Consider the following 23,366-nt stretch of genomic DNA (forward strand, 5'->3'; position numbering starts at 1 on the left):
TTACGATGGAGGGGTGTTTCGCTCCGTGTGGAACGAGCCCCGTCCCCCCGACCCTCCCTTACGCGTGTGGCGCGACTGGGCACTCGTCGGGGTGCTGGCGCCGGTCGCGGTGCTCGAAGGGCTGCTGCGGCCGGACCTCCCGGCGCGGGCCGTCGCGCTGACGGTGACGCTCGTGCTGGTGCCCACCCTGCTCTGGCGGCGCACCATGCCGCTGGCGATGCTGGTGGCCTCGTTCGCCGTCACGAGCCTCGCGCCGCTGCTCACCGGCGGCGTGCGGCCGGAGACGTACACGTTGGTGTTCGTCGACATCCTGGTCTACGCGCTGTTCCGGTGGGGGTCGGGGCGCGAGGCGGTGTTCGGGCTGGCGGTCATGCTGGTCTCGGTCGGCGTCTCGGCGGCCTTCTACGGCCTGGTCCCGGCCGACACGGTGGCCGCGTTCGCGGTCATGTTCGCGGCCGTCGCGCTGGGGCTGGCGTTCCGCTATCGGGCGAGGGCGCGCCTGCGCGAGCTCGACCAGGCCAAGCTGCTCGAACGCGAGCAGCTGGCCCGCGACCTGCACGACACCGTGGCCCATCACGTCTCGGCCATGGCGATCCGGGCGCAGGCGGGCCTGGCGACGGCGGCCTCCCGGCCGGAGGCCGCGACCGAGGCGCTGCGCGTGATCGAGGCCGAGGCGTCGCGCACCCTCGCCGAGATGCGGGCCATGGTGCGCCTGCTCCGCCGTGACGAGCCGGCGGAGCTGTCACCGGGACGCCGGATCGCCGACCTGCGGCAGCTCGCCGGACAGGGCCGCGTCGGCCCGGCGGTCGAGGTGGAGATCTCCGGCGACCTCGACGGGCTGCCCCCGTCGGTCGGGGCCGCGATCTACCGCATCGCGCAGGAGTCGGTCACCAACGCCCGGCGGCACGCGCGCCACGCCACCCGCATCGCGATCCGGGTCGCCGTCGACGACACGTCGGTCCGCCTGAGCGTGAGCGACGACGGCGAGAGCGCCCCCGTACGCTCGATCTCCTCGCCCGGTTACGGCCTGATCGGCATGATCGAGCGTGCCGGCCTGCTCGGCGGCACCTGCGAGGCGGGCCCCAACCCCGGACGCGGCTGGACCGTCACCGCCGTGCTCCCCCGCACCGGAGCGGCGACATGACAGGTGAGAACGGCGCCATCCGGGTGATCGTCGCCGACGACCAGGAGATCACCCGTACCGGCCTCAAAATGATCCTCGACGCGCAGCCCGGCATCGAGGTCGTCGGCGAGGCCGGGGACGGGCACCGCGCTGTCGAGCTGGCCCGCCGCCTGCGCCCGGACGTGTGCCTCTTCGACATCCGCATGCCCGGCCTGGACGGCATCGAGGCCACCCGCCGCCTGGCCGGGCGCGGCGTCGCCGACCCGCTCGCCGTCGTCGTCATCACCACCTTCGACCTCGACGAGTACGTCTACGCCGCGCTCCGGGCGGGCGCCCGGGGCTTCCTGCTCAAGGACGCCGGCCCCGACCTGCTCTCCCAGGCCGTGCGCGCCGCCGCCAACGGCGACGCCCTCATCGCGCCGAGCGTCACCGCCCGCCTGCTGGAGACGTTCGCCTTCACGGGGCGCGCCACCCCGGTCGAGCAGCCCGTCGAGGCGCTCACCGTCAGGGAGGAGGAGATCCTGATCGCCGTGGCACGCGGGTGGACCAACAGCGAGATAGCCGACGAGCTGAACATCTCGCTCAGCACGGTCAAGAGCCACATCGCCCGCCTCATGACCAAGCTGGGGGTGCGCAACCGGGTCGAGATCGCCATATGGGCGTACGAGACCAACCGGGTGCGCGACTGATCCGGCCGATCGGCGGGACGGAGTCGTACTTTCGGCCGTGAAATCGCGGTGCTTTAGGCCGTAGAGCTGCGGTGGGGTCGCTGGCGACACTGGTCGCGAGTCCCCCCGCATGAGGAGAAATGCGATGAAGGCGTTCGTCCTACGCTCGTACGGCTCACCCCTCCGGCTCACGGAGATCGACCGGCCCGCCCCCGGCCCCGGCGAGGTGCTGGTCCGGGTGCGCGCCACCTCCGTCCAGCCCTACGACTGGCACTTCCTGCACGGCGTGCCGTACGTCGCGCGCGTCATGGGCAACGGCGGCCCCGGCCTGCGCCGGCCCCGGTTCGCCGTCCTCGGCGCCGACGTGGCCGGGCAGGTCGAGGCGGTCGGCGAGGGCGTCACGGAGTTCGGCCCCGGCGACGAGGTGTACGGGATGCCCAAGCAGGGCGGTTTCGCCGAGTACGTGTGCGTGCCGGAGGGCGACCTCGCGCCCAAACCGAAGAACCTGTCGTTCGAGGGAGCGGCGGCGGTGCCCATGGCGGCGAACACCGCCCTGCTCGCCCTGCGCGACGACGGCCGCGTCCAGCCCGGGCAGGAGGTCCTGGTGAACGGGGCCTCCGGCGGGGTGGGCACGTTCGCCGTGCAGCTGGCCAAGGCGTTCGGCGCGCGGGTCACCGGCGTCTGCGGGCCCCGCAACGTGGACATGGTCCGGTCGATCGGCGCGGACGAGGTCGTCGACTACACCAAGGAGAACTTCACCCGCGCCGGGCGGCGCTACGACCTGCTCGTGGACATCGCGGGCGGCCACTCCGGCGCGGCCTGCCGGCGGGTGCTGGCCCGCGAGGGCGCGCACGTCATCGTCGGCGGGCCGTCGGGGAAGTGGGTGCGCCCTGTGGGCCACATGTTCGCGGCGCTCGCGATGGCGCCGCTCGTGTCGCAGCGTGTGGTGCTGGCCGACGTGGTCGCCTGCACGGACAACCGGCGGAACCTGATGGCGCTGACCGAGCTGATCGAGAGCGGCAGGGTCCATCCGGTGATCGACAGGACGTACCCGTTCGAGGAGATCCCGGCGGCCCTCGCGTACCAGGAACAGGGCCACGCCGCCGGAAAGGTCGTCGTCGCGTTCTAGAGTGGCCCGGATGGACCCCTCGCGCACCTCGGCCCACGACGCCGTCGCCACGTCCCTGTCCCTGCTGAGCGACCACGCCCTCGGCGAGCTGGTGGAGCGGGCCACGCCGCTCGGGGCGGGCGTCGGCGGGCAGACCATGCTGCTGGAGGTGGCGGGGAGACCGGTGTTCGTCAAGCGGCTGCCGCTCACCGACCGCGAGTGCCTGCCCGAGCACGTCCGATCCACCGCCGACCTCTACGGGCTCCCGTCCTTCTGCCACATCGGCATGGGCGCCATGGGCGGCCCCGGCTTCGGGGCGTGGCGGGAGCTGGCCGCCCACGTCATGACCACCGAATGGGTGCTGGCCGGGCAGTTCGCCGGATTCCCGCTGATGTACCACTGGCGGGTGCTGCCCGGCGACCCGGCGCCCCTGCCGGACGACCTCGCCGACGTCGACCGCGTCGTCGCCTACTGGGGCGGTGGCCAGGAGATCCGCGACCGCGTCGAGGGCCTGCGGGCCTCCTCGGCGAGCCTCGTGCTGTTTCTGGAGCACTTCCCGTACAACCTGCACGAATGGCTCGAAAAGCAGATGCGGGCCGGCGACGGGTCCGCCAACGCGGCGTGCGAGCTGGTGGAGCGGGAGCTGGAGTCGGGGGCCGCCTTCATGAGCTCCCAGGGGCTGGTGCACTTCGACGCCCACTTCAAGAACATCCTGACCGACGGGCACCGCCTCTACTTCTCCGACTTCGGGCTCTCCCTCTCCTCGCGCTTCGACCTGACGCCGGAGGAGGTCGCGTTCCTTCGCGGGCACCGCACGTACGACCTCGCGTACACGCGCGCGTACCTCGTGCTCTGGCTGGTGGCCGAGCTCTACGGGCACGGGCGGGACCGGCGCGACGAGCTCATGCCCAGGTGGGCCGCGGGGGAGAAGCCCGCAGGGGTGCCCGAGGGGGCCGCCACCGTCCTCGCCCGGCACAGCCCGGGGGCCGTGGTCATGGACGCCTTCTTCCGGAAGTTCTGCGACGACGACAGGCGCACCCCGTACCCGGAGGAGGAGATCGCCCGGCTGCGGAGCTGAGATCTGCGGGCGGTGGGGACCCTGTGCGATCATGCTCTCCGTTGTTACGGTTGACCCGGCTACGACGATCATCAAGGGGTACGCATGACCGAGACCTCGGCGATGCCGCCGCACATGCGGCGGATGGGGTTCGACCCGGCTCCCGAGCTGGCGGCGATCCGTGACGGGGGCGGCGTCGAGCGGGTCACGACCGCGTTCGGGATGGAGGCGTGGCTCGTCACCCGGTACGCGGACGTACGCGAGGTCCTGGGCGACGCCGAGCGGTTCAGGATCGCCCGGCAGACGGTCGCGCGGCTGCCCGGAGCGCCCGAGATGACCCCGGAGCAGCTGGCCAAGGCGCAGGCGGGCAACCTGCTCGGCGTCGACCCGCCCGAGCACACGCGGCTGCGCAGGATGCTGACCCCCGAGTTCACCATCCGCCGCATCCAGCGGCTGGAGCCGCGGATCAGGCGCATCGTGGACGACCACCTCGACGCCATGGAGGCCGCGGGCGCGCCCGCCGACCTGGTGCGCTCGTTCGCGCTGCCGATCCCGTCGCTGGTCATCTGCGAGCTGCTCGGCGTCCCGTACGAGGACCGCGACGGCTTCCAGCACCGCACCAGCCGCATGCTCGACATGTCGGCGCCCGGCGAGGAGCGGCTGGCGCTGCAGTTCGAGTCGCGCGCCTACATGGAGCAGCTGGTCCGCCGCATCCAGCGCGACCCCGGCGACGAGCTGCTCGGCATGCTGGTGCGCGAGCACGGCGACGACCTCTCCACGGACGAGCTCGTCGGGATAGGCGCCCTGCTGCTGTTCGCCGGCCACGAGACCACCTCCAACATGCTCTCCCTCGGCACGCTGGCCCTGCTGCGCCACCCCGACCAGCTGGAGCTCCTGCGGAAGGAGCCCGAGCGCATCGACGCCACGGTGGAGGAGCTGCTGCGCTGGCTGAGCATCGTCAACTCCGGCACCACCAAGGTCACGACGACGGAGGTCGAGCTGGGCGGCCGTACCATCGGGGCCGGCGAGCTGGTCATCGTCGCCCTGCCCGCCGCCAACCGCGACCCGGAGCTGCTGCCCGACGCCGACACGTTCGACCTGTCGCGCGGGGCCCCCGGCCACGTCGCGTTCGGGCACGGCGTGCACCACTGCCTGGGCGCCCCGCTGGCCCGCATGGAGCTGCGCATCGCCCTTCCCGCGCTGCTCCAGCGGTTCCCGGGGCTGCGCGAGGCGGGCGCCGCCGGCTTCCGCGCCTCCCACATCGTGTACGGCCTGAGCGCCCTGGACGTCGCCTGGTAGTGGCGGGTACCGGCGCGTCCGGCATCCCGGGGGCCCGCGTGTCCGGCATCCCGGGGGCCCGCGTGTCCGGCGTCCCGGGGGCCCGCGTGTCCGGCGTCCGGGATCATTGCGGCGATAAGCCCCGGATCAGCGCGATGGCAAATTGTCGGCACCGGCGGATAGCGTGCAAGCGTCATGGCTATCGACGTCGGCGCACACGAGCTGATCGGCAGGGAGCACCCCGCCGCGCTGATGCGTGCCGAGATCGCCCGGGTGGTCGGCAGCCACGGCGGCCTGGTCCTGGTCACCGGCGAGGCCGGCATCGGCAAGACCACGCTGGTCACGAGCGCGGCGGGTGAGGCCAGGCGGCAGGGCGCGCTGGTGGTCGGCGGCGCGTGCTGGGATTCCGGCAGCGCCCCGGGCTACTGGCCGTGGGTCCAGGTCATCCGGGCCCTCCGGCGCGTCGCGGAGCCCGGCGAGTGGGCCGCCGCGGAGGAGGCGGCGGGCGGCAGCCTGGCCGCCCTGCTCGGCGAGGGCGCCGGCCGCGAGGGGGCCATCGACGACTTCCGGCTCTACGACGCGGTCACCTCCGCCCTCGTCTCGCTGTCCCAGCGGCGCCCGGTCGTGGTCGTCATCGACGACCTCCACGTGGCCGACCCCGCCTCGCTGCGGCTGCTGGAGTTCGCCGCCCAGCAGACCTGGTTCGAGCGGCTGCTGCTGATCGGCACCTACCGCGACGCCGAGGTCGAGCCGGTCGACCATCCGCTGCGCGACCTGCTGTCGCCGCTCGTCGCGCGGGCCACCACCATCACGCTCACCGGGCTCGACCAGGCGGGCGTCGGCGCGCTCATGACCCGCACGGCCGGCCACGACCCGCCCGCCGAGCTGGTCGCGGAGGTCCACCTGCGCACGGGCGGAAACCCGTTCTTCGTCGAGCAGACCGCCCGGCTGTGGCGCAGCGGCGGCTCGGCCGGGGCCATCGCCCCCGGCGTGCGCGACGCGCTGCTGCGCCGCCTGTCGCTGCTGCCGCGCCAGGTGTCCGAGCTGCTGCCCGCGGCGGCGGTGCTCGGGCGCCAGTTCCACCGGCAGGTGCTCGCCGCGGCCGTCGCGGCGCCCGTCGCGCACGTCGACCGGCTGCTGGAGCTCGCCGTGGTGGCCAAGCTCGTGGTGGCCAAGGGCGGCGGCGTGTTCGCGTTCGTCCACGATCTCGTACGCGAGACCCTCTACGACTCGCTCGACGACCCGGCCGAGCTGCACGGCGCCATCGTCCGCGCCCTCGACCGCGCGCCCGGCACGGCGGGCAGGATGCTGCCGGGCGAGCTGGCCAGGCACGCCTACCTCGCCCGCGACCGCCTCGACGGAGGGCGGGTCGTCGACCTGCTGCTCGACGCCGCCAACGACGCCAAGAGCCGGCTGGCGGCCGAGGAGCAGCTCGGCCACCAGCGCCGGGCCTATGAGCTCTGCGCCGATCTCGACCGGCGCAGGCGGGCCATCGTCGGGCTCGACCTGAGCCGCGACCTGCTCCATCTCGGCGAGCGCGACCAGGCCCGCGAGGTGCTCGACGAGGCCGTCCGCATCGCCCGCGAGCTCGACGACCCCGAGCTGCCGGCCCGCGTCGCGCTGACGTTCCACTCCTTCTACGGCCACGACCAGGCCCTTGACCTGCTGCGGGAGGCGCACGCCCGGCTGGTCGGCGGCTCGGTGCCCGACGAGCGGCTGGCGCTCGACCTCGTCCTCCACCTCGTCAGCCTGGCCAGGCAGGGCGGCGACGACGCCGCACTGGTGTTCAGCCTGTGGGCGCACCACGACATCATCTGGGGCCCCGACACGGCGGCGGAGCGGATGGCGCTGACCGGCGAGCTGATCGAGGTGGCCAGGCGCACCGCCGACGCCGAGCTGGCGCACTTCGCCGCCGCGCTGCGCTGGGTCGCCATGATCGAGCAGGGCGATCCCCGCTACCTCGACGCCTTTCACGACTACGCCGCCGGCGGCCGGCGCAGCGGCCGGGCCCACCTCAACCTGACCACCTCCGTCGACCTGAGCATCGTCTCCGCCCTCACCGGCCGCTTCGCCGAGGCCGAGTCGGCGCTGTCCGACCTCACGATCGACCCGCTGCACGACCACTTCTCGTTCATGGTCATCCACCACCGGTGGGCGATGGCGTCCCTGCAGGGGGCCGTCGAGGCCGCGCAGGAGCTGCTGCACTCGCTCAGAGGCACCGAGCACCCGTGCCGGTGGGTGCTGGAGGCGCTCACGGCCCTGCAGCTCGGCGACGTGCACACCGCGCTGCGCCACTTCGCCGAGGGCGAGCCGCGCGACCGCATGGCCCGTCCGCTGTGGCTGCGCCTCCAGGCCGAGGTGGCGGCGGCCACCCGCGACCCGCGCCTGTGCGCCCAGGCCAGGGCCGCGCTGGAGCCGCACCGGGGGCGGTGGGTGGTGTCGATGTTCGGCTGGGACGTCAGCGGGCCCTACGACCTGTGGCTGGCCATGGTCGACGCCGCCGAGGAGCGCTGGCCGCAGGCCGTCGAGGGCTTCACGGCGGCCTGGCGCTCGGCCGACGGGATGCGGGCCCGCCCGTGGTCGCTCCTCGCCCGCGCGCACCTGGCCTCGACGCTGCTCGCCCGCGGCGCGCCCGGCGACGCGGAGACGGCGGAGCGGCTGCTCGCGGAGGTGCGCGGGGAGGCGGGCGAGCTGGGCATGCGCCACGTCGCCGAGGCCGGTGAGCTGGGCATGGGCCATGTCGCCGAGGCCACCCGCCCGGCGCCCCTCACGTCAGACATCGATACGCCCACCCCAGACCCGCACGCGCCCACCCCAGACCCGAACGCGACCGCCCCACAGCGCGACCCGGCCGTCCTACGGCGAGACTTGCCCGCCCCACGACACGACCCTCCCTCACCGCAGCCCCAGCTCCAGCCGCGGGATGAGGGCAAGGGCGCCTCGGACATCGGTTCCACTGGCACTGACGCTGTGGACAGCGGCGTCACGGATGGCGGGGCAGGTCGGCTCGGCAGGGAGTTCAGGAGGGAAGGCGAGGTCTGGTCACTGACGTTCGCCGGCCGGACCGCCCACATGCCCGACGCCAAGGGCCTGCGCGACCTGCACAGGCTGCTGGGCCGCCCCGGCGACGACGTGCCCGCCGTACGCCTGCTCGACCCGGAGGGCGGCGAGCTCGTGGTGGCGGCCCGCCGGATGGGAGGCGACGCCGTGCTCGACGAGGAGGCCAAGACCCGCTACCACCGCCGCCTGGCCCAGCTCGACGAGGAGATCGACCGGGCCGTGGAGCTGGGCGACGACCGGCGCGCGGCCGAGTTCGACAGGGAGCGGGCCGCGTTGCTGGAGGAACTGCGGACCGCGGCCGGCCTCGGCGGGCGCACGCGACGGCTGGGCGACGAGGCGGAACGGGCCCGCAAGACCGTCACCGCCCGCATTCGCGACACGCTGCGCAAGCTCGACCACGCCCACCCCGAGCTGGCCGCCCACCTCCGCGCCACGGTCTCCACCGGCTCCACCTGCCGCTACCAGCCTGCCGACGCCATCACCTGGCGCCTCTGACAGCCGGCCGGCCTCTCGGACCTGGGATTCGGATTCAGCGCCATGCGCCGTCCGCGATATTCGTGTCCTGGAAACCGCCCTGGGTGACGCGACGGGGCACCTCTTGCCATTCGCGAATGACCCGGCGCCTGCCATCGGGAATGACCGGCCAGCTTTCGCGCGTAACGGGTTGCCCAGCATAGACCGGATCCCACGTGATGGCGTAGAAGCCGCCGATGTCAGGCGTGAGAGTCTTCAACGCGTGGACCGCACGGCGGTGATACCACTTGCAGACCGCCGTGACCGCGAGTCCTTTCTCCAACGCCTCATGCAGGAATGGCAGCGCGAACTCGACGTTCTGCCACGTGTTGGCCGATCGATCCTCGTAACGAATCACGTCATCGGGCACCCCTCGGTCAAGGAGCAGGCGGCGGAACATGCGCCCTTCGACGATGCCGTTGTGGCGGTTGACGCCGCCCGTGCAGATGATGAGGGGCACGAGCCCTTGGTGGTATCGCTCGGCCGCGATCTCGGCAGGCCGAGCCTGGTTGGTGCCGAAGAGAATATGCGCCGTAGGCCGCCGCTCTGGAGGAAGGGCCTCGGTGTCGACGTACGCGGTGATGGCGGCGATCTGTTCAGAACCGATGTCGTCAATCATGTGTGACTCCCTTCAGGGCCAGGAGTCTGCGATCGGCGTTCTGCCGGAACGCCGGCCACCTCCAGGTAGCGGGCATGGTAGTCCGCAGTCTCGCGGGCATCGGGGAAGTCTCGTGTCAGGACCCTGTCGAGTTGGCCGGCGAGCACCATGGTCGGCCATGCCGGACGGCTGCCCGTCAGCGCGGCGTGACCAGCCGTCAGGGACTCGTCCAGGCGGCCGGGGCCGGCCTCGGCGAGCGCCAGGATGAGCAGGGCACGAGCGTAGCCGGACGGGTGCTCGCCGCGTTGACGCGCCTCGGGTTGATACACGGTCTGGATCACGCGGTTGGTCGCGGCTACAGCCTCTTGACAACGACCCAAGAACACCAGCGACGTCGCGGTGTACGGCGGGTCCTCGGCCAGAGCGATGGAGAAGGCACCCGTAATCGGAGTATCGGAGGGAAGCGCCGCGATTGCCCTTCCCGCGCGATGCCTGGCGCGTGTCATGCGGTCGACGTCACCGGCCATCGCCGCCGCACGCATCTCCTGAGACGCGAGTTTGGCGTAGACGACCGTTCCCTCCGGAGCGCTGTGTCGGCCTTTGGCGGAAAGCGTCGCCGACTGGCGCGGCTGGCCCTGATACCACGCGATCATCGCTCCTGTCAGAGCGGACCATGCCGCCAGTTCGGGATGGTTGACGTCTCGACTGCGACGCTCGGCGTCGGAACACCACACCCGAGCCGTCGCATGCTCACCCATGTCGCATGCGGCTACCGCGAGCAGGTGGGATAGTCGGCCAGTTGCGAGTGTCAGGTCCGTACGCGACGACATGGAACCGGCGCGGTCGAGAATCGAGTTCGCATACGACCTGACGGCGAGGAGTTCGTCGTATACATCCGCCGGAGGCAGAGCGCAGATCGTCAGCGCGTAGTGGTCGATGAGTTCGCCGATGCTGTCCATGACTCCACCGACATGATCGTCGGCTATCGCGTCGAGGGCCTGGATGACGCGGTGATCCCGGTGCAGGCCTATGACGGGAATGCTGACGGCCGCGATTCCCTTTCTCAGCAACGTCCGCCGTAGCACCTCGCTCACCTGCTCCACATCGTTACACGGATCAGCGTCAGGAGCGCCTGATGGTCTTCTACCCGGCGCTCGCCGCAGGGTTTCCAGATCGACATCCAGGAGGCTCGCCAGGGCGGGGAGCCACGCGCGCGGTCTGACTCGGCCTTGCTCCCACCGGCCGACCTCATGGCGAGTGAGGGTGAACGTACCGGTGAGGGCGCACAGTTCGTCCGCCAACTGCTGCTGAGTCATCCCTGCCGCGTCGCGCAGGTATTTCAAGAGGTCGGGAAGCGGGAGCTCTGGTGCTTCCACCTGGAGATCCTTTTCGGTTGGCGCGTGGACAGGGTGTGGGCACGGGTGTGGGCACGCAGGGTGTGCCCCTCCATCGTGCTTGCAATCGGCGCATGCTGCACAGGTATCGCCCAGTTACAAGTGGCGCAGACGATCATGATCAGTGAGAGCGACGGTACCGCCGATCGTACGGGCTGTGGTTCCAGACGGCGGGCGTTTTTGACGTCGGCCAAGAGGTTTCCGGGCTGGGAGATCATGGCTGGTGCCGGAGGGGGCTACATCGCGTTCCGAACCGTTCTGGTGCCTGCTCACAGTGCGCTCTCCAACGTACGGTGCGGTGCGACCGTGTCCGAGCTGTACAAGCATCTGGAGCAGGAGCTCCGATGTCAGGAACGACTGTCTGGCACGAGGAGATTGCCGGGTGCGGCATGACGGAACCTTGCCGGCTCGGCCGCAGGACCGGGTGAGCTGATTATGCCTTGTCCCGATTCAAAGTGTAGTCCTACGATCACGGTGAGAGACAGAGAGGATTCCGGCATGGGCAGGCATGAGGACCCTCAGAGCCCAAAGAGCCAACCGTTCAAGCCAGACCCCAGCAAGGTCACGCCCGACAGCCACAGGGAGTCGGGCGGCAAGCATGGGGATGGCAAGGACAAGGGCGGCAAGAAGTAGTGGATGAGGCTGTCGCCCGGCGCATCGAGCGTTTGGTCGAGTACATCGACAGCGTCGAAGACATTCCGCATTTCGTGAGGGAGGCCGTTCGTGCGGTGCCTCGCCATCGGTTCGTCCCCGATGTGGCGCTGGCCGCCCCCGGCGGTTCCGAGGAGGCGTTCGTCATCGATCGGATCGCCGATCCCGGCACCTGGTGGGACACGGTCTACTCCCCGGCCCCCATCGTGACCCAGCTCGACGACGGCGGCACTGACATCAGGGCCGGAGCGGGCGCGTACACCTCGTCCTCGTCCGCGCCCAGTACGGTCGCGCACTTCCTGCAGCTGCTCGACCCCGAGCCAGACGATCAGGTGCTGGAGGTAGGCGCCGGGACGGGGTGGACGGCCGCGTTGCTCGCGCATCTGGTCGGCTCTCACGGCGGTGTGACGTCGGTTGAGATAGACGGGAATGTCGCGGAGCAGGCGGCCAAGAATCTCGCTGATTTCGAGGCCGAGGCCGAGGCCGAGGCCGAGGCCGGAGCCGGGGTGCGGGTGGTGGTGGGTGACGGTGCGGAGGGCTGGTCTGAGCGGGCGCCGTACGACCGGGTCCACGTCACCTGCGGTATCCGCACCGTTCCCTACGCGTGGGTCGAGCAGTGCCGGCCGGGCGGCGTGATCGTGGCCCCGTACTGCCCCGGTTTCGGCGACGATCACGCGCTGCGACTGGTGGCGTTGCCGGACGGCACCGCGGTCGGCCGCTTCCCCGGGTACGCCTCCTACATGATGATGCGCTCCCAGCGGCCCATACCGTACGTCGGCGATGACGGCGGCGGGCGGCGGCTCGCCACCCGGGTGCATCCGCGCACCATCGGGCTCGCGCCGCCCGGCGCCGACCTGGCGATGGCGGCCATGACCGGCCTGTACGCGCACACGAGCCGCCAGTACTCCAGGTTTCTGGTGTACGTGCTGGATCCCGGCGATCCCGGTCAGTGGGCGGTGGGTGTGCACGAACGTGGCGAGTCCGAGCACACCGTCTACCAGATGGGCGAGCGGCCTCTCTGGGAGGAGGTCACCGACGCCTATTTCCGGTGGGTCGGGTGGGGTGAGCCGGGGCGTGACCGGTTCGGGATGACGGTGACGCCGGAGGGGCAGCGGGTGTGGTTGGACAGTTCCGACCGGGTGATCGCTACTTCCGGTTGTACAGCCGCATCGTGAGGGTGCCGAACACGGCGATCATCAGCACCGACGCCACCAGCACCCACATGAGCTCCCCGGCGTCCGGTGTGCCCGCCATCAGCGACCGTACGGACGCCACCAGGTGGGTGATCGGGTTCACGTTCACGAACACCTGCAGCCACCCGGGCATGGTCGAGGGCTCCACGTAGACGTTGCTCAGGAAGGTCAGCGGGAACAGCACCAGCATGCTGACCCCCATCACCGACTTCTCGCTGCGCAGCAGCAGCCCGAACATCGTCCAGATCCACGAGAAGGCGAACGAGAACCCCAGCAGCACCAGGATCCCGATCACCACGCCGACGACGCCGCCCTGCGGGCGGAAGCCCAGGACCAGGCCGACCAGCAGGATGACCGTCGAGGCCATCGTGTAGCGCAGGATGTCGCCGAGCAGGTAGCCGACCATGGTGGAGGGGCGCCAGATGGGCAGAGTGCGGAAGCGGTCGAAGACGCCCTTCTCGATGTCCTTGTTGACCTCCACACCGGTGTACATAGTGATCATGACGACGCTCGTCACCATGATGCCCGGCAGCAGGAACTGCAGGTACTCGGTGGGCGAGCCGGCCAGCGCGCCGCCGAACAGGTAGGTGAACATCAGCGTCATCATCAGCGGGAACGCCGTCACGTCGAACAGCTGCTCCGGCACGTGCTTGATCTTCAGGACGGCTCGCCAGCCGAACGTGAGGGACGCCGACCAGGCGCTGGGCCGCGGCGGCTTGACCCCGGGGGCGAGGACCGTGCCGAGCATCTCGGCCGCGGGCGCGTACGTCGTCTCGGTGGTGGTGCTCATCGAATCTCCTTAAGCGTGAAGAAGCTGGGGTTCAGCCCTGGGGGAAACGCGGCACAGCGCCGCAAATCGACCGGGATGTGAACGCGGCCAGGAATGTGCTCGCCGCCGGGCTGGCGGAGAGCTGAAACGCCTGTGGAGCCGGTGTAAGACCTCAAGGGCGCAAGCTCGGCGGGCGACTGGCGGTGAAGCAGGAAACCCAACCCGCGGGGGTCGGAATCCCCGGGCTCCAGCTGTGGGGAGGAAGTCAAGCTGCCTGCTCCTCGGTGGCGGGGTGGTCGGTCAGGGCCAGGAAGACCTCGTCCAGGCTGGGCTGGCCGAGCGAGAAGTCGTCGACGACGATGCCCGCCTCGGCCAGCCGTCCGAGGGCGCGGGCGGCCTGCGCCGCCTCCGCGCCGTCGCCGGTGATGCGGGCCGTCAGCGCCACGGGGTCCGCCTCCAGGTAGACGGGCGCGTCCAGCGTCTCGGCGAGCAGGCGCTCGGCCTCGCCGCGGGTGGCCGGGTCGCGCAGCCGTACGTGTACGGAGCCGGAGCCGACGGACGACTTCAGCTCGCCCGGGGTGCCCTCGGCGATGACCTTGCCGTGGTCGATGACCGCGATGCGGCTGGCGAGCCGGTCGGCCTCCTCGAGGTACTGGGTGGTCAGCAGCACGGTCGTGCCGTGGGCGACGACGACGCGCACGATGTCCCAGACCTGGTTGCGGCTGCGCGGGTCGAGGCCGGTCGTCGGCTCGTCGAGGAAGAGCAGGTCGGGCGTGTTGAGGATGCTGGCCGCGATGTCGATGCGCCGCCGCATGCCTCCTGAGTACGTCTTGACCTGCCGCCCCGCGGCCTCCGTCAGGCCGAACGCCTCCAGCAGTTCCGCCGCCCGCTCCTTGGCGGCCGGCTTGCGGTGGCCGAGGAGGCGGCCGAGCAGGATGAGGTTCTCGGCGCCGGTCATCTCCTCGTCGACGGAGGCGTACTGGCCGGTCAGGCTGACCCGGCTGCGTACGGCGTCGGCCTCACGCACCACGTCGTGCCCGAACACGGTGGCCTCGCCGCCGTCGGGTCTCAGCAGGGTGGCCAGCATGCGTACGGCGGTCGTCTTGCCCGCGCCGTTGGGGCCGAGCACGCCGTACACGCTGCCGGAGGGGACGGACAGGTCGAGGCCGTCCACGGCGCGCGTGTCGCCGAAGACCTTGACCAGGCCGGAGGTCTGTATCGCTGGATCTGGCATTTAAGTCCTTTCAGGGACGAATCAGGACAAATCAGGATGGATCATGGGACGGATCAGGAGACGTACGGCTGCGCGTGCCGGCCCGCCCGCAGCGCGCGGCCCCACCAGGCGAGCTGGTCGAGCATGGCGGCGACGGCGCGCAGGCGGTCGTCGGTGTCGCGGGGCCGCCCGTGGTCGTCGACGTCGTCGCCGAGCAGGTCGAGCCCCACCCAGTCGCGCATGGTCACGGAGTGCAGGGCGCAGAAGACGGTACGGAGCTGCTCGACCGCGTACAGGCCGGCGGACCCCGACCCGTACGCCACGAACCCCGTGGGCTTGGCCTGCCACTCGTCGTAGGCGAAGTCGATCGCCTGCTTGAGCGAGGCGGGGAAGCTGCGGTTGTACTCGGGGGTGACCACGACGAACGCCTCCGCCTCCCCGACGGATCCGGCGAAGCTGCACATGTCGGGCGTGGCCTCCTCCGGGTAGCAGCGGGGGAAGGCGTAGCCGGCCAGGTCGAGCACCTCGACCGCGAGGTCGGGGCGGCGGCGGGCCCGCTCGGCGAACCACGCGCCGACCGCGTCGCCGGCGCGGCCCACCCGGGTGCTGCCGATGATCACCGCGACTCGCAACGGATCCATGCCGTGCCCTCCCTTCCGCGCACCGTCACTCAGGAGGCGCTAGAAGGCCCGCTAGATCAGATCTAGCGGCGCGCGGGCGGATCCCGCCCTCCAGGGCCAAGGGTAATCAGATGGCTACATATGGTTACCATGGGTGAGGTTCGTGCACGTACGCATCGCATGGTGCGGATCACTCCAGGGGGGCTGGACATGACTGATGACACCCGGGCCGACAGGGCGGAGCTCGACGCCGAGGTGGTGGGGGAGGAAGTCGCGCTGCTGCACAGCGCGGACGACCCGGTCGCCGCCGCCGCGGTGGACGCGGCCGTCAAGAGCGAGCTGCTGGACGACGCCCCGGTGCGCGACGACGCCCCGGCGAGGGATGCGTCCGACAGCGAGTGGTCCGCGGCCAGGCGGGAGAGCGAGCGCCAGATCGCCGGGCTGCCCGCCAAGGACCGGGCGCGCCTGCGCGAGCTGCAGGGCGAGCTGCGCACCATGGGCGCGGAGGTCTGGCCGGTGCGCAGGTGGTGGGGGTTCGAGGTCCACCTCAACGAGAGCGCCGCGCTGCTGGCCGCCGAGATCCCGCAGCTCATCGGGGAGAGCGCGGCCATCGTGCTCGGCTCCTCGCTGGCCCCGGCCGTGGAGCGGCAGGTGCGGGCCAGGGCCGACTGGATCACCGCGGTCGCCCGCCCGTACGGCGTGAAGCTGGCCTCGCCCTGGGTGGCGCCCGCCATGCTGGTGCCGGCGCGCGAGGACCGCGGCGCCGTCGCGCCGCTGCACTGGGCGGTGCACGAGCCCGACGAGGGGTGGAGCCCGGAGCAGCGGTTCGTCGAGCACTTCGAGGTGTCGGAGCCGGCGCTGGCCGAGTTCCAGAACCGGCTGTTCATCGTGCACCGGGGCAAGGAGGGCGACCCGGCCCTGTGGTGGGCGATGTACGACCCGCAGGAGGGCTGGAGCGCCGACCAGCAGCTGCCCGAGCACGTCAGCGACTCGGCCCCGGCGCTGACGGCGTACGACGGGGAGCTCTGCTGCGTGCACCGCGGCGACGGCGACGACATGCTGTGGTGGACGCGGTGGGACGGCACCTCCTGGAGCCCCGACACCAGGCTGTCCGACCACCCGGCCGCAGGGAGCCCGGCCCTGGCCGCCTACGACGGGCGGCTCTACTGCGTGCACGCCGGTACGGACGCCGCCCTGTGGTGGAGCCGCTGGGACGGCTCCGGCTGGAGCGTCTGCCGGCAGCTGCCCGACCACGCCTGCCGGTCGAACCCGGCGCTGGCCGTCTACCGGGGTCACCTCTACTGCGTCTACACCGGCGACGACGCCGCCCTGTGGTGGACGCGCTGGGACGGCTCGGACTGGACGCCGGGCCAGCGGGTGGCCAGGCAGCCGGCCGCCGAGGGGACGGCCGGGCAGTCCGCCGCCGAGGGCCCGGCGCTGACGGTCTACAAGGACCGCATCTACTGCCTCTACCGCGACGGCTCCGACAATAGCCTGTGGTGGACGCTCTTCGACGGCTCCGGCTGGAGCGCGGCCGAGCGGCTGCCCGGCCATCGCGCCGCCGAGGCACCCGCCGTCATCGCCTACCGCGACAGGAACGCCACCCGCGACCAGCTCCTGTGCGTGCACCGCGCCATGCGGTAACACGCCAGGGGGCCGGCCGGCCCCCAGAGCACAGGGTGCCGGCTCGCCGGAGAGCGAGCCGAGAGCGAGCCAGGAGCGAGCCGGCACCGGTGCTCACCAGCCGGCGAGCTGCTCCAGGAACCAGTCGACCAGCACCTCCGACATGGAGCCGTGCGCCGAGTTGGCCGGGTCGCAGTGGAACGCGTCGAGGAACGTCTCGTCCTTCGGCAGGTCGGCGAGGTCCCTGTGGAGGTCGGCCGGCCACTGGAGCGGGTCCTGCGCCAGCGCGATCGCGCTGACCGTCGGCACGAAGCAGCCGGCGCGCAGCCGCTCCTCGATCGGCAGCCCGATGGCGTCGGCCACCCGGCCCCACGAGTCGAGCGTGCCGCCCGGCGCCCCGTCGAACGCCGGCACCCGCGAGGTCACGCTCACCCACAGGGGAGCCCCGAACTTGATCGTCCCGACGTTCTGCAGCTCGCCCATGTCGGGCTGGACCCTGGCGGTGAGCTGCAGCGGGTCGTGGTGCAGGTCGAACACCGGCGTGCCCGGCTCCAGGCCGGTCGCCGCGCCGTCGCCGGCCCCGTTGGCCAGCCCCAGCTTGTACGGCCGCATCGGGAACGAGCCGACCCCGCGCAGGTCGTCGAGGAACTCCGCGCGCAGCGGGCTGGCGGAGGTCACCGGCCCCGAGTAGTCCTCGCTCTCCACCCAGCCCCACAGGAGCTGCTGCGCGGCCGGGCTGCGGATCAGCCCGGCGTGCCCAGGGCCGTCGGAGCGGGGTTGCACCGACTCGTGGAGGTAGGCGAGTTGCTGGAGCACCAGCGGGATCCAGGCGCCGAGGTGGGGCGTGTCGTAGGAGAAGTACTTGTCGGTCTGGTGGTCGACGCCCTCGCTCTCCAGGCGCGCGAGCGCGTACCTGGTGATCAGACCGCCCAGGCTGACGCCGCCGACGACCAGCGGGAGGTCGCCCTGCCGCTCCTGGATGGCGCGCCGCACGCAGGAGGCCGCCACGGCCGCGTTGGCCTGGATGTACGTCTGCCGCTGGTCGAACCCGAGCAGGATGACGTCGATGCCCATCCCGCGGAGCCGGTCGAGGAAGGCGGGGGCGCCGGCGTTGAAGTGGCTCCACAGCGCGTCGAGGTCGCTGGGCCCGTAGTTGAAGCCGTCGGCGAGGATCAGCGGCCGGGTCAGGGCGGCGTGCCCCTCCGCCAGGTACACGGTGGCCCGGCCGGTGGCCGTGCGCCCCTGGTGCGGCTGGTCGCCCACCAGGTCCCAGACGTGGTCGGGCCGGGGCGCGTCGATCGTGCGGGGCCGCGGGGTGGCGAACCAGACGCCCTGATCGCCGAGCGCGTCCGCGATGTGCTCGGCCTGCTCCTCGGTCAGGCTGCTCCTGAGCGACGTGGCCCGGGTCTCGACGTCGACTCTCGGTTCCTGCGCCATGCTCGGCTCCTCTCAGTGGGCTACTGACCTCACCTTACGGTGGGTGATCAGTCGGATACTGGAGGTGAGTGGCGCGTCCTCCCGAAATGCTCGGATCACTCCGCGGATGGCCGGAGATCGACGGTGAGAGTGCCCGCCTCGCTCCTGACCTCGGTGCCGAGCTCGGCGCAGGCGGCGGCGAAGCGGTGCCTGATCCAGCCGGCCTCGGCCGGGTCGGCGATCCTCGTACGGCAGTGGTCGAGCGCGATGGGCACGGCGGCCAGGCGTTGGGGGCCGTGCTCGTCCAGGGTGACCAGAAAGATCAACCCTAGGTCGTTGCGCAGGTCCGGGTCCACGATGTAGTCGTCGATGAAGTCGCCCAGGTCGTACAGGACCGGCCCGGCCACCCCGTGGAAGACGTGCGCCGAGTGCCCGGCCACCAGCGTCGCGCCCGCGCCCACCAGCGCCCTGGCCGAGCGGCGGACGTGGGTGACGGGCGCGGCGGTCATGTTCGGACCCCAGTGGACGCAGACGAGGACGGCGTCGCCGCCCAGGCCGGCGACGGTGCTGGTCAGCCGGTCCGGGACGCCGGTGCAGAGATCGGCGTACGCGACGCCCGGCCTGCGCTCGGTGGCCGCGAAATCGGGGGGATGGTCGGTGACGCCCAGCACCGACAGGCTCAGCCCTCCGGCCTCCAGCACGGCCGGCTCCCAGGCCCGCGCCAGGTCGGCGCCGGCGCCGACGGTGCGGATCCCGGCCGCCGACAGGTGGTCGAGGGTGTCGAGCAGGGCGTCCTCGCCGTAGTCGAGCGCGTGGTTGTTGGCCAGCGTGACCGCGTGCACGCCCAGCTCCGCCAGCATCGTCGCCGCCTGGGGCGGGGCGCGGAAGTGGAACGGCTTGTGCAGCGGGTCCCACTGCCGGCCGCGGTCGGAGACGCAGCATTCGAGGTTGAGCAGCACCAGGTCGGCGCGGGCGAACAGGTCGCGTACCCCCGCGTCGAAGAAGTCGGCCGGGTCGGCGGTGAGCTCCAGCCGCTCGGCGACGCCGCGCCCCAGCATCGTGTCACCGGCCAGCGCCAGCGTGACCGCCGCCGCGGGCGCCGTTCCCTCGGTCATGCCGCTCAGCTGCCCTGACCTGCGGTTTCGACACTCCGATCAGCCTCGCCGCGAACAGTTCACGAAACCCGATTGCGGGTAGTGACGGGATGAATCTGGAGGAGGGGGGACGATGGCGTCCCTCCGTCACGGAGGTGAGAAAGCAGTGGCTTTGCCGATAAGGCGTAATCGCGGGGCGGTGCAGGCGAACGTGCCCTGGCAGAGACGGGCGTGGGATCCGGTCACGGAGTTCCAGGAACTGTGGGATCAGATGGGGCGGCTGTTCGAGCAGGGCACCGAGACCGACGTGACCGCCTGGCGCCCGATGGCGGAGACGGAGGAGACGCCCGACGCCTACGTCGTGCGCGCCGAGCTTCCCGGTCTCAAGCGGGAGGACATCAACGTCGAGGTCAACGACAGCGAGCTGTGCGTGTCCGGGGAGATCAACGAGGAGGAGACGGGCAAGGTGCTCCGGCGGCGCACCGGGCGGTTCGTCTACCGCACGATCCTGCCGGCCGACGCCGACACCGAGCACATCGGTGGCGAGCTGGCGGACGGCATCCTGACCCTGCGCGTGCCCAAGACCGAGAAGGGCCGCGCCCGCCGCATCGAGATCAAGGGCTGACCCGGGGGAGGCGCATGACCGGGCACGCGGGCGTTCTGGATCGTGCCACATCCGGGGGACGTCGTGGCCGGGCGCGTGGGGGGTGGCCACACGCCCGGCGGCGGCACGTCCGCGCACACCACCGTCCGGGGAGCCGAGCTGGCGAGGTGAGTGCTGGGTGAAGAGGCGAGACGACGATCCCGGGGACGAGTTCTACGCTCCGGTGCTGCGCGAGCCGCCGCCGCCCGAGGAGGTCAGCCGGTCGGGCGTGGTGAGCGACACCGGCGTGCCGGACGTGCCGGGCGGAGGGCACGGCCGGTGGCCGAAGCCGGCGCCGTCGAGCGGGCTCGGCGTGCGGCTGCTGGGCGTCGCGCTCGCGCTGCTCGCCGGGATCCTGCTGGCCGTGCTGGCGATCTTCGCGGGCCGGCCGCTGCTGGCGATCCCGCCGGCCGCGGTGGCGCTGGCGGCGGGCGCCTACCTGGTGGTGTTCGGCGTGCGTCGCTCGCGGTCGGACGGGGGCCCGCCGACGTTCGGGTGAGTGCCGCCGCCTGCTGGGTAAGCGCCTGCTGTGGTGCTGTACGTCGCAGAGGAGCAGATATGTCTCTCATCGATCGTGATTGCGTCCGGGAGCTGCTGACGTCGCGGCATTCCGATGCCACGCTGGTGTACGTCCGGGGCGAGTGCGTGGTCCTGCCCGCCGACGAGGTGGACGACGCGCACAAGGGGCTGGTCGTGGCGAGCCGCGACGACATCGCGGCCCGGCTGCCGGAGGGCGAGCCGTCCGAGCAGCAACTCGAGGATCTGGCGATCCGGCTGGACAACGTCGCCCGCGACCTCGGGGCCTAGTCACCTGCCGTTCTCCAGGTAGTGCAGGACGGCCGCCACCCGCCGGTCGGTGCCGTCGGTGGGGGCGAGGTCGAGCTTGGCGAAGATGCTGCGGATGTGCTTGTGCACGGCGCCGTCGGTGACGAAGAGCCGCTCGGCGATGGCGGCGTTGCCGAGGCCCTCGGCCATCAGGGCCAGCACGTCGCGCTCGCGCGGGCTGAGCCGTTCGAGCCGGCTGTCGGGCCTGCTGCGGGCGAGCAGCTGCGCCACGACCTCGGGGTCGACGGCGGTGCCGCCGCCGGCCACGCGGCGCAGCGCGCCCATGAACTCCTCGACCCGGCCGACCCGCTCCTTGAGCAGGTAGCCGAGGCGGGCGCTGCCGTGGGCGAGCAGGTCGGTGGCGAACGCTTGCTCCACGTACGCCGACAGCACGAGCACGGCCAGCCCCGGTTGGCGCCGCCTGGCCTCGACCGCCGCGACGATGCCCTCGTCGGTGTGGGTGGGCGGCATGCGGACGTCCACGATGGCGACGTCCGGTTCGTGCGCGTCGATCGCGTCGAGGAAGCCGTCCGGGTCGGCCGCGGTGGCGACGACGTCCAGCGACTCGGCGCGCAGCAGCAGCGCGAGCCCTTCACGCAGCAGCAGGTCGTCCTCGGCGATCACAATCCGCATGGCAGGCTCACATCCAGTGTGGTCGGACCCCCTTCGGGGCTGGTCAGCCTCGTCGTCGATGACGCAGGTTATCGGACAGCTCGCGGCCGGCCCGGTCAGGGCGTCGGCGTTGGCGTCGTCGGCGGCGGCGAGCGCGTCCGCGCGGGTGGCGGTGAGCTGGGAGATCCGCGGCGACAGGTCGGTGCCGGCGACGTGCCATGAGCGCGCCGGTGCCGGGCCCTGCGTCGACATGGACCCGACCATAGCCCTCCCGTCACCCAGCGAAGTGCGACAAAGCCGTTATCCGGCAGTGGAACGCGGCTGTCAGATCGTGCGTTGGATCCATCGTGGGGAAGGGATGGTTCGGGGCGGGGGCGGTCCTGGCGGGGGTGATCGCGACAGGGTGGGGATACCTGCTGCGGCGCCCCTTACCCGTCGGCCTGCCGATCCTGGTCAGTCTGGGGCTCCTCCTGGCGCTGGGGCTGGTGGCGTGGCTGGCGTTCGACGTCTTCAGGCTGGCCCGCGCCCACGGGGGTGACGCGGGGGAGGACGAGGCGCAGGTCACCGTGCGGGTGCGGGCCATCGGGGTGGCGGTGCTCGCCGTGCCGCTCGCCCTGTACGGGGTGGGGCGGCTGCGCCGGACGTTCGCCGGAGGGCTGCCCGAACAGGGTGAGATCGTCTTCGGCGCGGGCCTGGTGACCGTCGCGGCCGGGATCGTCCTCGTGGCGGTGGTCGCTCCCGACTTCACGGCGAAACCGTTCGCGGGGATGGGCGCGGGGGCGGCCGCCACGGCCGCCGCGCTGGCCGCGACCTCGCTCGCCGGCGCCACGCTGCCGGTCGAGGCCGTCACGGCGGCGGCGAGCGGCCCAGCGGCGGAAACCGTGGCCGAGTCGGTGAGCAGGCTCTCCTGGCGCTGGCAGGTGCCCGACGGCACGCCCGCCGGGCAGGTGGCGGTCGCGGCCGGCGAGACCCTGGTCCGCCTCGGCGACGGCGTGGTGGCGCTCGACACCCGTACGGGCCGCGAGCGGTGGCACTACCGCAGGCCCGCCGCGGCGGCCACCGGCTTCGAGGTGGCTCCCGACGGCAGCACCATGGTCCTCACCTTCGGCCGGGCGGCGGGGGCGGAGGTGACCAGGGGGCGCACGGTCGTGCTGGACGCCCGTACCGGCGAGGTCCGGGCCGAGCATGCCGGGCGGCCGTTCGCCGACACCGACCCGACCCCGGACGGCCTCGTCGGCATCGCCCGCGACGGCACGATGATCGGGCGGGATCCGGACGACCCCGGCAGGCGCGTCTGGAAGCGTCCCGTGCGCAAGGGCTGCCACGTCGACGGGCGGGTGGCCAAGCCGTACGCGGTGCTGCGCGACGTCGTCGCCGTGGTGTCCGACTGCGGCGAGGAGACCGTCGTGACGGGCCTCGATCCGGCCGACGGCACCGAGGTGTGGCGGCGCGAGACCGAGCGGTCGGGCAGGGTCGAGCTGCTGCCCGCCCCCGACCTCGGCGCTCTGCGGCTGCGGGTCGGCGCGCGGGAGCTGCTGCTGGACCAGGCGACCGGCAGGGCGGTCGAGGACGCGGCGCGGGGCGGGAGCACGCCGGGCGGCCTGGCCGCCGACACCCTGGCGGCCGACCGCCCGCTCGCCGGCGGGCTCGCCGCCTCCGGCCGCGTGCTCCGGCTGAAGGAGGGCACGCTCGTGGCCGAGGTGACGGCGAGCGGGCCCGGCTCGATGACCGTCACGGCCCGCTGCAACGGCACGGACATCCCGTTCGACATGGCCGTGGACGGCGGGCCGGGCGGGCGCTTCACGCTGCTGCCCGCCGCCGGGGGCGTCGTGGTCGCCTTCAGCCGCAGCGCCACGATCGTCGGCCTGGCCTGACCGGCGACGGCACGGGTACAGGGGAAGGCGCGTG

At 72.2% G+C, this 23,366-nt stretch carries 20 protein-coding genes; 12 read left to right on the forward strand and 8 right to left on the reverse strand.

Going from position 1 to position 23,366, the window contains the following annotated elements; genetic code table 11:
- Positions 1 to 13 precede the first annotated feature (13 nt).
- The 6 genes from FH608_RS08360 to FH608_RS08385 all read left to right on the forward strand — a co-directional run bounded on the left by FH608_RS08360 (position 14) and on the right by FH608_RS08385 (position 8,789).
- Positions 14 to 1,144 carry a sensor histidine kinase gene (locus FH608_RS08360; protein ID WP_226899146.1) on the forward strand — a complete coding sequence of 377 codons (1,131 nt, stop codon included), beginning with the start codon at positions 14 to 16 and terminating at the stop codon, positions 1,142 to 1,144.
- Entirely contained in the window at positions 1,141 to 1,812 is a 672-nt protein-coding gene (locus FH608_RS08365; RefSeq protein WP_139629768.1) for a response regulator, read from the forward strand. The genes FH608_RS08360 and FH608_RS08365 overlap by 4 nt, the downstream gene beginning before the upstream one ends.
- A 124-nt stretch (positions 1,813 to 1,936) precedes the next feature.
- The gene (locus FH608_RS08370; RefSeq protein WP_139629769.1) at positions 1,937 to 2,920 is read left to right on the forward strand and encodes an NAD(P)-dependent alcohol dehydrogenase; all 984 of its coding nucleotides are present in this window, start codon (positions 1,937 to 1,939) and stop codon (positions 2,918 to 2,920) included.
- A gap of 10 nt (positions 2,921 to 2,930) precedes the next feature.
- On the forward strand, positions 2,931 to 3,977 hold the full coding sequence (locus FH608_RS08375) for a serine/threonine-protein kinase (RefSeq protein WP_139629770.1): 1,047 nt from the start codon (positions 2,931 to 2,933) through the stop codon (positions 3,975 to 3,977).
- Between the two features lie 84 nt (positions 3,978 to 4,061).
- Positions 4,062 to 5,255, forward strand: a complete 1,194-nt coding sequence (locus FH608_RS08380) for a cytochrome P450 (protein ID WP_139629771.1) — start codon at positions 4,062 to 4,064, stop codon at positions 5,253 to 5,255.
- A gap of 174 nt (positions 5,256 to 5,429) precedes the next feature.
- Positions 5,430 to 8,789 (forward strand): ATP-binding protein, encoded by a 3,360-nt coding sequence (locus FH608_RS08385; protein ID WP_139629772.1) that lies wholly within the window; start codon positions 5,430 to 5,432, stop codon positions 8,787 to 8,789.
- Positions 8,790 to 8,823: 34 nt separating this feature from the next.
- Here FH608_RS08385 and FH608_RS08390 read toward each other — a convergent pair whose 3' ends face one another.
- Complete coding sequence (locus tag FH608_RS08390; protein WP_139629773.1) at positions 8,824 to 9,426, reverse strand: YdcF family protein; 603 nt, start codon at positions 9,424 to 9,426, stop codon at positions 8,824 to 8,826.
- Positions 9,423 to 10,781 (reverse strand): helix-turn-helix transcriptional regulator, encoded by a 1,359-nt coding sequence (locus tag FH608_RS08395; protein ID WP_139629774.1) that lies wholly within the window; start codon positions 10,779 to 10,781, stop codon positions 9,423 to 9,425. The genes FH608_RS08390 and FH608_RS08395 overlap by 4 nt, the downstream gene beginning before the upstream one ends.
- A gap of 746 nt (positions 10,782 to 11,527) precedes the next feature.
- Here FH608_RS08395 and FH608_RS08400 point away from each other — a divergent pair.
- Entirely contained in the window at positions 11,528 to 12,625 is a 1,098-nt protein-coding gene (locus FH608_RS08400) for a methyltransferase domain-containing protein (RefSeq protein ID WP_226899148.1), read from the forward strand.
- On the opposite strand, the gene FH608_RS08405 is transcribed toward FH608_RS08400, so the two are convergent.
- The 3 genes from FH608_RS08405 to FH608_RS08415 all read right to left on the reverse strand — a co-directional run bounded on the left by FH608_RS08405 (position 12,597) and on the right by FH608_RS08415 (position 15,266).
- Positions 12,597 to 13,433 carry an ABC transporter permease gene (locus FH608_RS08405; RefSeq protein WP_139629775.1) on the reverse strand — a complete coding sequence of 279 codons (837 nt, stop codon included), beginning with the start codon at positions 13,431 to 13,433 and terminating at the stop codon, positions 12,597 to 12,599. The two genes, FH608_RS08400 and FH608_RS08405, sit on opposite strands and share 29 nt — an antisense overlap.
- A gap of 244 nt (positions 13,434 to 13,677) precedes the next feature.
- The gene (locus tag FH608_RS08410) at positions 13,678 to 14,646 is read right to left on the reverse strand and encodes an ATP-binding cassette domain-containing protein (protein ID WP_139629776.1); all 969 of its coding nucleotides are present in this window, start codon (positions 14,644 to 14,646) and stop codon (positions 13,678 to 13,680) included.
- Between the two features lie 53 nt (positions 14,647 to 14,699).
- The gene (locus FH608_RS08415; protein WP_139629777.1) at positions 14,700 to 15,266 is read right to left on the reverse strand and encodes an NADPH-dependent FMN reductase; all 567 of its coding nucleotides are present in this window, start codon (positions 15,264 to 15,266) and stop codon (positions 14,700 to 14,702) included.
- A 189-nt stretch (positions 15,267 to 15,455) separates the two neighbouring features.
- Here FH608_RS08415 and FH608_RS08420 point away from each other — a divergent pair, with 189 nt between their 5' ends.
- Positions 15,456 to 16,889, forward strand: coding sequence for a hypothetical protein (locus FH608_RS08420; RefSeq protein WP_139629778.1), 1,434 nt, complete (start codon positions 15,456 to 15,458; stop codon positions 16,887 to 16,889).
- A gap of 93 nt (positions 16,890 to 16,982) precedes the next feature.
- Here the strand turns inward: FH608_RS08420 and FH608_RS08425 are convergent, their stop codons facing one another.
- On the reverse strand, positions 16,983 to 18,305 hold the full coding sequence (locus FH608_RS08425) for a lipase family protein (protein ID WP_139629779.1): 1,323 nt from the start codon (positions 18,303 to 18,305) through the stop codon (positions 16,983 to 16,985).
- 95 nt (positions 18,306 to 18,400) lie between these two features.
- The gene (locus tag FH608_RS08430; protein WP_139629780.1) at positions 18,401 to 19,399 is read right to left on the reverse strand and encodes a CapA family protein; all 999 of its coding nucleotides are present in this window, start codon (positions 19,397 to 19,399) and stop codon (positions 18,401 to 18,403) included.
- Between the two features lie 190 nt (positions 19,400 to 19,589).
- Here FH608_RS08430 and FH608_RS08435 point away from each other — a divergent pair, with 190 nt between their 5' ends.
- The 3 genes from FH608_RS08435 to FH608_RS08445 all read left to right on the forward strand — a co-directional run bounded on the left by FH608_RS08435 (position 19,590) and on the right by FH608_RS08445 (position 20,828).
- Positions 19,590 to 20,003: an Hsp20/alpha crystallin family protein gene (locus tag FH608_RS08435; protein WP_226899150.1), complete on the forward strand. Its 414-nt coding sequence runs from the start codon at positions 19,590 to 19,592 to the stop codon at positions 20,001 to 20,003.
- A 157-nt stretch (positions 20,004 to 20,160) separates the two neighbouring features.
- Entirely contained in the window at positions 20,161 to 20,520 is a 360-nt protein-coding gene (locus tag FH608_RS08440; protein WP_139629782.1) for a hypothetical protein, read from the forward strand.
- Between the two features lie 59 nt (positions 20,521 to 20,579).
- Positions 20,580 to 20,828, forward strand: a complete 249-nt coding sequence (locus tag FH608_RS08445) for a hypothetical protein (protein ID WP_139629783.1) — start codon at positions 20,580 to 20,582, stop codon at positions 20,826 to 20,828.
- Here FH608_RS08445 and FH608_RS08450 read toward each other — a convergent pair whose 3' ends face one another.
- Positions 20,829 to 21,479: a response regulator gene (locus FH608_RS08450; RefSeq protein ID WP_139629950.1), complete on the reverse strand. Its 651-nt coding sequence runs from the start codon at positions 21,477 to 21,479 to the stop codon at positions 20,829 to 20,831. It abuts the gene before it with no gap.
- Between the two features lie 326 nt (positions 21,480 to 21,805).
- Here FH608_RS08450 and FH608_RS08455 point away from each other — a divergent pair, with 326 nt between their 5' ends.
- Positions 21,806 to 23,332 (forward strand): outer membrane protein assembly factor BamB family protein, encoded by a 1,527-nt coding sequence (locus tag FH608_RS08455; RefSeq protein WP_139629784.1) that lies wholly within the window; start codon positions 21,806 to 21,808, stop codon positions 23,330 to 23,332.
- Positions 23,333 to 23,366: the final 34 nt, after the last annotated feature.

The organism is Nonomuraea phyllanthi, assembly GCF_006334985.2.
In the GTDB taxonomy this organism is placed as follows: domain Bacteria; phylum Actinomycetota; class Actinomycetes; order Streptosporangiales; family Streptosporangiaceae; genus Nonomuraea; species Nonomuraea phyllanthi.

Coding starts and splice junctions, on each gene's coding strand:
- FH608_RS08365 (WP_139629768.1), top strand. CDS start 1,141: ATGACAGGTGAGAACGGCGCCATCCGGGTGATCGTCGCCGACGACCAG.
- FH608_RS08370 (WP_139629769.1), top strand. CDS start 1,937: ATGAAGGCGTTCGTCCTACGCTCGTACGGCTCACCCCTCCGGCTCACG.
- FH608_RS08375 (WP_139629770.1), top strand. CDS start 2,931: ATGGACCCCTCGCGCACCTCGGCCCACGACGCCGTCGCCACGTCCCTG.
- FH608_RS08380 (WP_139629771.1), top strand. CDS start 4,062: ATGACCGAGACCTCGGCGATGCCGCCGCACATGCGGCGGATGGGGTTC.
- FH608_RS08385 (WP_139629772.1), top strand. CDS start 5,430: ATGGCTATCGACGTCGGCGCACACGAGCTGATCGGCAGGGAGCACCCC.
- FH608_RS08390 (WP_139629773.1), bottom strand. CDS start 9,426: ATGATTGACGACATCGGTTCTGAACAGATCGCCGCCATCACCGCGTAC.
- FH608_RS08405 (WP_139629775.1), bottom strand. CDS start 13,433: ATGAGCACCACCACCGAGACGACGTACGCGCCCGCGGCCGAGATGCTC.
- FH608_RS08410 (WP_139629776.1), bottom strand. CDS start 14,646: ATGCCAGATCCAGCGATACAGACCTCCGGCCTGGTCAAGGTCTTCGGC.
- FH608_RS08415 (WP_139629777.1), bottom strand. CDS start 15,266: ATGGATCCGTTGCGAGTCGCGGTGATCATCGGCAGCACCCGGGTGGGC.
- FH608_RS08420 (WP_139629778.1), top strand. CDS start 15,456: ATGACTGATGACACCCGGGCCGACAGGGCGGAGCTCGACGCCGAGGTG.
- FH608_RS08425 (WP_139629779.1), bottom strand. CDS start 18,305: ATGGCGCAGGAACCGAGAGTCGACGTCGAGACCCGGGCCACGTCGCTC.
- FH608_RS08430 (WP_139629780.1), bottom strand. CDS start 19,399: ATGACCGAGGGAACGGCGCCCGCGGCGGCGGTCACGCTGGCGCTGGCC.
- FH608_RS08445 (WP_139629783.1), top strand. CDS start 20,580: ATGTCTCTCATCGATCGTGATTGCGTCCGGGAGCTGCTGACGTCGCGG.
- FH608_RS08450 (WP_139629950.1), bottom strand. CDS start 21,479: ATGCGGATTGTGATCGCCGAGGACGACCTGCTGCTGCGTGAAGGGCTC.